Origin of the sequence: Rhizobacter sp. (assembly GCA_021153565.1) — a bacterium.
Classification (GTDB): Bacteria; Pseudomonadota; Gammaproteobacteria; order Burkholderiales; family Burkholderiaceae_C; genus Albitalea.
This window is the reverse complement of record JAJKJU010000143.1, coordinates 1-10,523: the sequence shown is the minus strand read 5'-3', so window position 1 is coordinate 10,523 and position 10,523 is coordinate 1. Positions and strand designations below refer to the sequence as shown.

Below are 10,523 nucleotides of genomic sequence, written 5' to 3'. Positions count from 1 at the left end.
AATTTGCTCCAACGGCCATCTTCCGCGTGTCCAGCGTACGTAAAGGTCAGCTCTGGGAGAGGGCTGGGGTGAGGGCCGTGGGCGGTGAATAAAGCCATGGGCTGCCATCACCGCAGCCCCTCACCCAACCTCTCCCCAGAGGGGAGAGGAGCCAATACAAGACCTTGAAAGGAGTGCGCTTCAGACGCAGGATCGTTTGTCGTCGGTGGACGCGATTTCAACGGCGGTCGAGCGTGAGCTGATCGTTCTCACGTTTCATCTGAAAGCGCGTCAAGAAGCTGTTGCCCAGCAGCACGGCCGGCATTTGCATCGGCCCCACCATGGCGTCCACGTTGTAGACCTGCACGTCACCCACCTTCACCACGTCGAGCAGCACGTGATACACGGTGATCTGCCCGTTGGCCGTGTGGGCGTAGCCGCGCTGTCCACCCTTGTATTTCAAGCCGATGCGATCAGCATCCGCTTCACTCATGGCAACTACCGAGGCACCGGTGTCCACGAGGAACTGAACGGCCTTGCCGTTGATGCTGCCGCCCGTCACGAAATGCCCCCCTGGCCCGGCCGTGAGCACGATCTTCGAGCCGGTGCCTTCGCCCGATGCGCGACCCAGGTTGACTGGTGCGCCCCCGATTTGCAGCGTGGAGCGCTTGCCCTCCATCTCGACCACGGCCTCGCCGGGGGCGACGCTCACGACTTTGACGTTCTGGAAGCTGGTCCCCGCTGCCACCGTGCGCGGCGCGCCGTTGATGATCAAGAGCGCCTTGTCGCCCATGCTGCCGGAGAGGGTTACCGTCTGCGCGGAGGCGGCAACACCCATCAGCGCCAGCAGCGGCGCGACAACAAGACGCATGTGATCAATCCCGAAAGTTGGTGAATGTCAGGGGCGCGTCCGGCACGTCCTTGCGGATCAGCGCCATCGCCGCCTGCAGATCGTCGCGCTTGGCGCCAGTGACGCGGACGACGTCGCCCTGGATGGCGGCTTGCACCTTGAGCTTGCTCTGCTTGACGAGCGATTGAATCTTCTTTGCGGTGTCGCTGTCGATGCCGTTTTTCACGGTCAGCACCTGCTTGACCTTGTCGCCGCCGATCTTTTCGATCTTCGCGCTGCGATCGATGTAGCGGACATCCACCGTGCGTTTGGTCAGCTTGGCCAGCAAGATGTCCATGACCTGGCCGATCTGGAAGTCGCTGTCGGCGAAGACGGTGACTTCTTTTTCCTTTTGCTCGATGCGGGCGGAAGAGCCCTTGAAATCGAATCGGGTGCCGATTTCCTTGGCGGTCTGGTCGACCGCATTTTTTACCTCGACGAGGTTGGGTTCGAGGACGGTGTCAAAGCTTGGCATTGTGAGGTCTTTTGCGAGCCGGGATAAGAATAAAGGGCGCTGACGAATCGGCGAAAATTCTCGCATGCATATCGAGTCAGGTGTGAGCCTGAAACCTTACAACACCTTCGGCCTGCCGGCGGTTGCGCAGACTCTCGTGCGCGTGCGCAGTGACGCCGACGTGAGGCAGGTGGTCGACCACCCGCAGCTCGGACGCGCGCCGAAGTTCGTCCTCGGCGGGGGCAGCAACATCGTGCTGACGCACGACATGCCGCAAGTCGTCGTCAAGGTGGAGGTCATGGGGCGCCGGCTGGTCGAAGAGCGCACCAACGGCTGGGTCGTCGAAGCGGGTGCGGGGGAAAACTGGCATGAGTTCGTCATGTGGACGCTGGCGAACGGCTTCACTGGTCTGGAAAACCTTGCGCTCATTCCGGGTACCGTGGGGGCGGCACCCGTGCAGAACATTGGCGCCTATGGGCTTGAACTGCAAGACCGCTTCGATTCGCTCGATGCGGTGGACCTCGTTACTGGCCGTAGCGTGGTGCTCCATGCGGGCATCTGCGCATTTGAATACCGGGACAGCGAGTTCAAGCATTCGCTCGCAGGGCGCAGCCTCATCACGCGAGTGCGCTTCCTCCTGCCCAAGCCCTGGAAGCCGGTGCTGGGGTACCTCGAACTCGAACGCAAGGTGGCCGAATCCGGCAATGCCAGCCCGAGTGCGCAGCAAATCGCCGACTGGATCATCGCCATCCGTCGCGCCAAGCTGCCCGATCCAGCGCAAATCGGCAACGCCGGCAGCTTCTTCAAGAACCCGGTGGTGACGCCCGAGCAGTGCCGCGACATCATCGGCCGCGATCCTGAGATCGTTCATTACCCCATGCCCGACGGCAGCGTGAAACTCGCCGCCGGCTGGATGATCGACGCCTGCGGATGGAAAGGGAAGACGGTTGGACAGGCTGGTGTCTATGAAAAGCAAGCGCTGGTGTTGGTGAATCGTGGCGGCGCGATCGGGTCGGAGGTGATGACGCTGGCCAGGGCGATCCAGGAAAGCGTCTACGGGCGCTTCGGCATTCGCCTGGAGACGGAGCCGGTGGTGGTTTAGGTCCAGCCTCAACTTTGGATCTACAGGGCGAAAGACCCCGAGTCGTCACGAAGATGCCGTACCGCAGCTGCAGGCGAGCGAAGCAATACAGGCCGGCTCGCTATGGCCCGCTGCGAAGTAATGCATTTCGGCTCCCTCTCCCCCGGCGGGGGGAGAGGGTTGGGGTGAGGGGTCTCTCAAGAATCACATCCATCTCCATCAAGGCAACCCGACGGCCTCCACCATCGCCTGCACCTGCTCGACCTCTCCCCGCCACCCGTTTGGCGATGACGAAGGCAGGGTTGACGCATGACAGATTCATGTTTGATCAAAGGCCCAGGCCCCTCACCCCAGCCCTCTCCCCGAAGGGGCGAGGGAGCAATACAGGCCAGCTCGCTGTGGCCCGCTTCGGAGTAACGCATTGCGGCTCCCTCTCCCCCGGCGGGGCGAGAGGGTTGGGGTGAGGGTCTCCCAAAAATCACACCCATCTCCATCAAGGCAACCCGACGGCCTCCACCATCGCGCGCAACTGCTCGACCTCTCCCCGCCACCCGTTTGGCGATGACGAAGGCAGGGTTGACGCATGACAGATTCATGTTTGATCAGAGGCCCAGGCCCAGGCCCCTCACCCCAGCCCTCTCCCCGAAGGGGCGAGGGAGCAATACAGGCCAGTTCGCTGTGGCCCGCTTCGGCGTAACGCATTTCGGCTCCCTCTCCCCCGGCGGGGGGAGAGGGTTGGGGTGAGGGGTCTCCCCAAAATCACATCCATCTCCATCAAGGCAACCCGACGGCCTCCACCATCGCCCGCACCTGCTCGACCCCTCCCCGCCACCCGTTTGGCGATGAAGAAGGCGGGGTCGACGCATGACAGACTCATGTTTGATCAGAGGCCCAGGCCCCTCACCCCAGCCCTCTCCCCGAAGGGGCGAGGGAGCAATCCAGGCCAGTTCGCTGTGGCCCGCTTCGGAGTAATGCGTTGCGGTTCCCTCTCCCCCGGCGACGCCGGGGGAGAGGGAAACGAAGACCTTGAAGGGTGGGACTCAGCGGCTGAGAGTTTTTCGATCATGCCCGCTCATCACGCCAAAAGCCCCCTGCTCGTCGTTGCAAATGCTCGCCATAGCCAAGCTATGGCTGCGCTTCGCGCCTAGATCAGGCGCCTTTTGACGTGCTGCTCGGACACGCTCGAAATACTCTCAGCCTCTCAGATCGCCTTCGTCCGCTCTTCCAGCCAATCCAGCGCATCACCATTCACCAGCGGCGTCAACCGATCCCGTACCACTTCGTGATACCGATTCAACCAATCGATCTCGTCCGTGCGCATGAGGCTGCGATCGATGCAGCGCGTATCGATAGGGCAGATCGTCAGCGTCTCGAACTCCAGAAACTCCCCAAATGTGCTGCCTTCCGCCGTCGACGCTGGCGCATTCATCACCAGGTTCTCGATGCGAATGCCCCATTGCCCAAGGCGATACAAGCCTGGCTCGATGCTTGTGATCATCCCCGGCTCCATCGCCATCGCGGCTTCAGGAATGGCCTTGCTGATGCTTTGCGGACCTTCATGAACGTTCAGGAAGTAGCCCACGCCGTGGCCGGTGCCGTGGCCGTAGTCGAGGCCGTGCTCCCACAGCGGCACGCGGGCGATGGCGTCGAGCATCGGCGACAGCGTGCCGCGCGGAAAACGCGTGCGGCTGAGCGCGATCATGCCCTTGAGCACGAGGGTGTAATCGCGACGATGCGCATCCCCGATGGTCCCGATGGGCCATACGCGCGTGATGTCGGTGGTGCCGCCCAGGTACTGCCCGCCCGAGTCGATGAGCAGCAGTCCGTTGCCTTCGATGATTGCGTGCGACTCCTTCGTCGCCCGGTAGTGCGGCATCGCGCCATTGGCATTGAAACCCGCGATGGTGCCGAAGCTCAATCCAACGAAGCCCGGACGCTTCGCACGCGCCACGCGCAGCTTGTCAGCGATGGTCAGCTCGGTAATGCGTTCCTTGCCGAGCGCCGACTCGAACCATGCGTAGAACTCGCACATCGCTGCACCGTCCTGCGCCATTGCTTCTCGAATGTGATGCGCTTCGGCGGGGCTCTTGCAGCTCTTGAACAGCGTACTCGGGTTGATGGTCTCCAGCACCTTCACATGGCCAGGCACGCTTTGCCTTAGACCCAGCGTGACGCGACGCGGATCGATCAGCAGGTTCGAACCGGCGGGCAGGGCGGCCAGCGCATGGCCTGCATCGGCATAGGGCGCGAGGCGAACACCGTCTTTCGCCAGCGTCTTCTGCAGTGCAGCGTCGATCTTGCCCGCGCCGACGAACAACGTGACCCCATGTGCATCGATAAGTGCATGCGCGAGGAACACCGGGTTGAACGAGACGTCGGAGCCGCGGAGATTGAAAACCCACGCGATGTCGTCGATGGTTGAGATGAAGTGATGCGTCGCGCCATGCCGCAGGAACACCTCACGGACCTTGGCGAGCTTGTCGACGCGCGACAGCGGCGCATGCGGCACGCGATGCTCATACACCGGCGCAGATGGCAGGCCCGGCCGATCGGGCCAGACCTCAGTGAGCGCGTCGACGCCCGTGTCGAGCGTCATGCCTGCGTTCTCGAGCGCGAAGCGAAGTTGGTGGGCCGAGGACAAGCCCAGCACGTCACCGTCCACGCCGACGATGTCGCCGGTCTTCAGATGTTCTACCAGCCAGTCCACGTGGTAGGTGCCGGGGCCGGTGGGGATCTTCACGAGATCGATACCGCTGCGCGCGATTTCGGTTTCGGCCTGCGTCCAGTAGCGGCTGTCCGCGAACAGCGCGGCCGCGTCTTGCGTCACCACCAGCGTGCCGACCGACCCGGAGAAACCCGACAGCCATTGCCTTCCTTGCCAACGCTCGGGCAAGTACTCGGACAAGTGAGGATCGGACGAAGGCACGAGCAGCGCGGCGAGACCACGGCGCTTCAAGACCGCCTGGACTTGTTCTATCCGAAGACGAAATGGCGAGGTGCGGGTATCCATGCGCGGGTCCGTGTCAATCGGCGGTGCGCTCGGTCAGCGCGGTGCGGTGAGCGGCCATTCTCGCCCGGATTCCATCCGGAAACGAAATCGCGGCCTTCCAAGGCCACGAACGCAAAAATCTACGTTTTCGCTGTCACCGCCGGCGTCTGCGGTTCCGCCACGACTCGCGCATTTCGCTCGTATGTCCAATAGGCCCATGCCCAGTCGATCATCACCATCAGCCGGTTGCGGAATCCGATGAGGAAGTAGATGTGGGCGAAGAGCCAGAAGAGCCAGGCGAAAAAGCCCCAGAAGCGCAGGGCGCCGAAGACCGGTACGGTGAGGTCGACAACAGCGGCTTTGCGGCCGACCGTGGCAAGGTTGCCGTAGTCCATGTATCGGAATGGGCGGGTGGCTTCGCCCTTGAGGCGGCGCAGCAAGTTGGCCGCCGCAGCGCGCCCCATCTGCTTGGCGCCAGGGCTCACGCCGGGCACGGGCTTGGGTTCGCCCGGGCCGTAGCTCTTGGCTGCTGCGAGGTCGCCAATGACCGAGATCTCCGGATGCCCGGGCAGGCTCAAATCGGGTTCGACGACCACGCGACCGGCGCGGTCCAGGATTGCACCGGCGCTTGCCGCCAAGGCGCGGCCCAGCGGCGACCCCGCCACGCCTGCTGCCCAGATGATGGTCTTGCTCGCCAGCCGTTGGGTTGTCACCGCGTCGCCGCTCTTTGTCTCATACGTGATGCCCTCGGCATCGATGGCTGTGACCTTGCAGCCGGTTCGCACATCGACGCCCAGCTTGGTCAACTGCCCGCGCGCCTTTTCGGACAGCTTGGCCACGAAGGCGCCGAGTACACGGTCTGATCCTTCGATCAGCACCACCTTGGTCCGCGTCGAATCGATGCGGCGGAATTCCATCGGCAGCGTGTGCTGCGCGATTTCGCTCATGGTGCCGGCCATCTCCACCCCCGTAGGGCCGGCGCCGATGACGACAAAGGTCATCCATGGTTGGCGCTGCACTTCGGTCTTGCAACGTTCGGCTCGCTCGAATGCGCCGATGACGCGAGCGCGGATGGTGAAGGCGTCGGCCAGCGTCTTGAGGCCTGGCGCATGGGCCGCCCAGTCGTCATGCCCGAAATAGCTGTGGGTGGCACCCGCGGCCACGATGAGGTGGTCGTAGTCCAGCAGTTCGTTGCCGTCGAGTGTGAGGCGGCGTGCCACGGCGTCGATGCCCGTTACCTCCGCTTGCAAGACGGTGAGGTTGCCAAGCTTCATCTCGCTTCGCAATGTGTGCCGGATCGGCGAACTCACCGCCGGCGCGCTCAAGCCCGCTGTCGCCACCTGGTACAGCAGCGGCTGGAACAAATGGTGGTTGGTGCGGTCGACGAGCGTGATTTCCACGTCCGCCTTTGACAGCGCACGGACGGCCTCCAACCCACCGAAACCACACCCGACCACCACGACCCGCTTCTTCTGCGTCATTGCATTCCCTTCAGAGGCTCAGCTTTGTAGATTCGGAGCAGGCGCCTGCAGTTTTCTTCTGACGAGATTGATGTGACTGCGCAGCGCGTACAACTCGTCGGTGTAGCTTAGCGGCACGGTCACGTTCTCGACGCGCGCCTCGATGACGTCGAGGTCCTGCATCAGTTCATCCGTCGGACGTTCGCCGTGTGCGTTCTCTACCGCGCGCAACTGGCCATACCATCGGAAGATTCGCGAACGGATGCGGAACTCGTACAGGGGCGGCACGATGCGCGACATCGGGATCAGTATGGCGATGATGGACACGAGCGCCACCCACATGCGGTCGACGAGGTTGGCGAGCCAGAAGGGCAGATAGTGCTGCAAGAGTGGCGGACCGGCGCGGTAGAAGCGTTCGGCCTCTTTCGACAGCGGCCACTCGCTGTTCTTGGCGCTCGGGAACTCGCCCTTGCGCTGAAACCAGCCGGCCTCGCCGTGGATCGTTTGCGCAGCCTGCACGAAGAGCTGCAGCAGTGCCGGATGCGTGCCCCGCTTGGCCACCAGCGTGGCGGTCGGTGCGACCAGGCGCACGTCCGCCGGCGGCACGTCCTTCGCCAAGTCCACCACGCCGCGCGGCAGCGTCACCGGGCTCATGAAAGGGAATCGGCGCGAATAGGCTTCGGCCTGGGCGAAATCGAAGAGCTTGACGCCGGGTGTTTGCAAGAGCATCTGCACCATGAGCGATTCAGGTGCGGAGGCGAGTACAAGCGCGTCGATGTCGCCGCCCAGCAGGCTCATGACGGCTGGCGTTTGCGGCTGTTGCACGAGTGTGATGGTGCTCGCCTCAATGCGGTTGGCTTCGAGCAGCTTCTTCATGAGGTTGGGCGCGCCGCTGCCGGGTGCGCCGATGTTGAGCTTCCAGCCGGCCAGCTGGGTGAGGTTGCCGAGCGTGCCGGCCTTCAGCAGGCGCTGCGCGGACTCATCGCGGTAGAAGAGCCACACCGGCTCGTAGAACAAGCTGCCCAACGACACAAGCGGCGCAAGGTTCGCATCTTCGTCATGCTCCTCGCCTTGTTGCTGTTCGTCGGCGCCACCCTGCACGAAGGCGATGTCGACATTCGACCCACGATCGCGCAGCAGCGCCAGGTTCTCGGCCGCACCCTGCGTTGTGCGCAGCTCGACCTTGATGCCGTATTGCTTCAGTGCTGCGGCATAGCGCTTGCCGAACTCGGCATAGGCGCCTTGCTCGGCGCCCGTGGCAAGCACCACCGTGCGCGGCGGGTTCGGGTCGAGCGCGAAGTATGCGAGCGTCAGCAGAAAGAGCGCGATCAGCAGGAACGGACCGGCAGTGGCCAGGAGGTCGCGAGCGGACAGCAGTGTGTGGCGCAAGACTTGGGGCATGTGGGCTGAGAGGCTGAGAGTATCTCGACATCGACCCGCACGATACCGCGTTGCCGCCTTGACGCGTGATCGGGGGTCAGGCCTGGACGAGGTTATGCTTTTCGATCCCCCTCACGTTTTCCACTCACCTTCCCATCCACGATGCGTCTGCTCCTCGTCGAAGACGACCGCATGATCGGCGACAGTCTGCGTGCCGCGCTTCGCCTGGACGGGTATGCAGTGGACTGGGTGCGCGACGCGTTGGCTGCGCAATCGACCCTGTCGAGCGAGCGTTTCGACTTGGTTTTGCTCGACCTCGGCCTGCCCAAAGGCGACGGCCTTGAAGTGCTGCGTGCCCTGCGAGCGAGGCAGGACAGCACGCCGGTGATCGTGCTGACCGCGCGAGACGGCCTGGGAGACCTGGTCGCCGGGCTGGACGCCGGGGCCGATGACTACCTCGCCAAGCCATTCGAGCTCGACGAACTCAATGCTCGCATCCGCGCCGTGATGCGCCGGCACAGCGGGCGGGCTCAGCCGGTGCTGAGCCACGCAGGCGTCACGCTGGACCCGGCCACCCGGCAAGTGACGAAGGACGGGGCGCCCGTGCTGTTGTCTTCCCGTGAATTCGCCGTGCTCGAAGCGCTGATGCAACGCCCCGGCGCCTTGCTGTCGCGCGCCCAGCTCGAAGACCGGCTCTACGGCTGGGGCGAGGAGATCGAAAGCAACGCGGTGTCGGTCTACATCCACCAGCTTCGCCGCAAGCTAGGTGCGGACTTGATCCAGAACGTGCGCGGCGTCGGATATTTCGTGGGAACGCCATCCTCGCCCAAAGAGGGCGATGCGCAGTGAAGTCTCTGCGCGTTCGCTTGCTGATTGCCTTGCTGGTGATGCTGGCCGTGGCGGCAGCGATCATGGGCGTGCTGACCTACCGAAGTGTCATCGCTGAGACCGAGTCGATCTTCGACTATCAGCTGAAGCAGATGGCCTTGTCTTTGCGCGACCAAGGCGAGATTGCACCGGACCAGGCGCGCGCCTTCGCGGATGAGCAGCTCGACTTCGTCGTGCAGATCTGGACGGTCGATGGCCGCACCATCTACCAGTCGCGGCAGCATCCGGACTTGCCGGCGCGGGCGCTGCTGGGCTTTGCCGACATCTTGGCGGGCGGGCAGACCTGGCGCACCTTCAGCGTTGCCACGTCGCTGCGCGTGATTCAGGTGGCGCAACCGCTCAACATCCGGGAGCGGCTGGCCGCCAATGCCGCACTGCACAGCGTCGCGCCGCTTTTGATCATCGCGCCGCTGCTGGCCCTGGTCGTCTGGTGGGTCGCTGCGCTCACGCTGCGGCCCCTGCGGGACGTGGCGGCAGACGTGCAACGACGCGACGAACAATCGCTCACACCGCTGCCCACGCAAGGCTTGCCCGAAGAAGTGTCGCCGCTTGTGAGTGCCTTGAATGCCTTGCTCGCCCGCCTTTCGCAGTCGCTCGACACGCAGCGCGCTTTCGTGTCCGACGCAGCGCATGAGCTGCGTTCGCCGCTCACCGCGCTGAAGTTGCAATTGCAGTTGCTGCGGCGTGCCGGCGATGAAGCGTCGCGTGAGCAAGCGGTGGACGTGCTCGCCGCCGGCATCGACCGTGCCTCCCGGTTGGTGGAGCAGTTGCTGGCCCTTGCTCGCAGCGAACCGGGCGCACCGTCGACGGCGATGGAGCCGCTCGATCTGAGGGAGGTCGTGCGGCAGGCGGTGGCCGACACAGTTCCGCTTGCACTTGCGCGCAACGTAAAGCTCGAGCTCTTCGCGGATGCTCCGGTGCAAGTTGTGGGCGATCGCGTCGCGCTCGCTGTGCTGGCCCGAAACCTGGTCGACAACGCCGTTCGATACTCGCCGCAGGGTGCCCGCGTCGAGGTGCGGGTGAGTGAGAAGGGGGGGGCGCCCACGATCCAGGTCGACGATGCCGGCCCGGGCATTCCGCCATCGGAACGGGAGCGGGTGTTCGATCGCTTCTATCGGCGATCCGTCAATGATGAATCGGGCACGGGATTGGGCTTGGCCATCGTGAAGAGCGTCGCGGCGCGCCACCATGCTAGCGTGACCCTCGACGATTCGCCGCTCAGTGGGTTGAGCGTCACTGTCCGCTTTTCGTAGGGTGCGCCAAATCCGGGTGCGGCGAGGACATTGAGAACTGGTGTCTTGGCTCAGAGGCTGAGAGTTTTTCGATCATGCCCGCTCATCACGCCAAAAGCCCCCTGCTCGTCGTTGCAAATGCTCGCCATAGCCAAGCTATGGCTGCGCTTT

The 10,523-nt window shown here is 63.8% G+C and carries 8 protein-coding genes; 3 read left to right on the top strand and 5 right to left on the bottom strand.

The window, feature by feature from the left end:
- Positions 1-217 precede the first annotated feature (217 nt).
- Together AC30NL_RS08660 and AC30NL_RS08655 are read right to left on the bottom strand one after the other, a co-directional pair.
- Positions 218-850, bottom strand: coding sequence for a retropepsin-like aspartic protease family protein (locus tag AC30NL_RS08660; protein WP_489463598.1), 633 nt, complete (start codon positions 848-850; stop codon positions 218-220).
- Between the two features lie 4 nt (positions 851-854).
- Positions 855-1,343, bottom strand: a complete 489-nt coding sequence (locus tag AC30NL_RS08655; RefSeq protein WP_489463597.1) for a YajQ family cyclic di-GMP-binding protein — start codon at positions 1,341-1,343, stop codon at positions 855-857.
- A gap of 64 nt (positions 1,344-1,407) precedes the next feature.
- On the opposite strand from AC30NL_RS08655, the gene murB reads away from it, so the two are divergent.
- Complete coding sequence (gene murB, locus AC30NL_RS08650) at positions 1,408-2,424, top strand: UDP-N-acetylmuramate dehydrogenase (RefSeq protein ID WP_489463596.1); 1,017 nt, start codon at positions 1,408-1,410, stop codon at positions 2,422-2,424.
- 1,180 nt (positions 2,425-3,604) lie between these two features.
- Here murB and AC30NL_RS08645 read toward each other — a convergent pair.
- The 3 genes from AC30NL_RS08645 to AC30NL_RS08635 form a co-directional block, all read right to left on the bottom strand.
- Positions 3,605-5,413, bottom strand: coding sequence for an aminopeptidase P family protein (locus AC30NL_RS08645; protein ID WP_489463595.1), 1,809 nt, complete (start codon positions 5,411-5,413; stop codon positions 3,605-3,607).
- Positions 5,414-5,532: 119 nt separating this feature from the next.
- Positions 5,533-6,873 carry an NAD(P)/FAD-dependent oxidoreductase gene (locus AC30NL_RS08640; protein ID WP_489463594.1) on the bottom strand — a complete coding sequence of 447 codons (1,341 nt, stop codon included), beginning with the start codon at positions 6,871-6,873 and terminating at the stop codon, positions 5,533-5,535.
- A gap of 18 nt (positions 6,874-6,891) precedes the next feature.
- Complete coding sequence (locus AC30NL_RS08635; protein ID WP_489463593.1) at positions 6,892-8,253, bottom strand: TAXI family TRAP transporter solute-binding subunit; 1,362 nt, start codon at positions 8,251-8,253, stop codon at positions 6,892-6,894.
- A gap of 141 nt (positions 8,254-8,394) precedes the next feature.
- Here AC30NL_RS08635 and AC30NL_RS08630 point away from each other — a divergent pair, with 141 nt between their 5' ends.
- Positions 8,395-9,081, top strand: a complete 687-nt coding sequence (locus AC30NL_RS08630; protein ID WP_489463592.1) for a response regulator transcription factor — start codon at positions 8,395-8,397, stop codon at positions 9,079-9,081.
- Positions 9,078-10,373, top strand: a complete 1,296-nt coding sequence (locus AC30NL_RS08625) for an ATP-binding protein (RefSeq protein ID WP_489463591.1) — start codon at positions 9,078-9,080, stop codon at positions 10,371-10,373. Before AC30NL_RS08630 ends, AC30NL_RS08625 begins: the two co-directional genes overlap by 4 nt.
- Positions 10,374-10,523 lie beyond the last annotated feature (150 nt).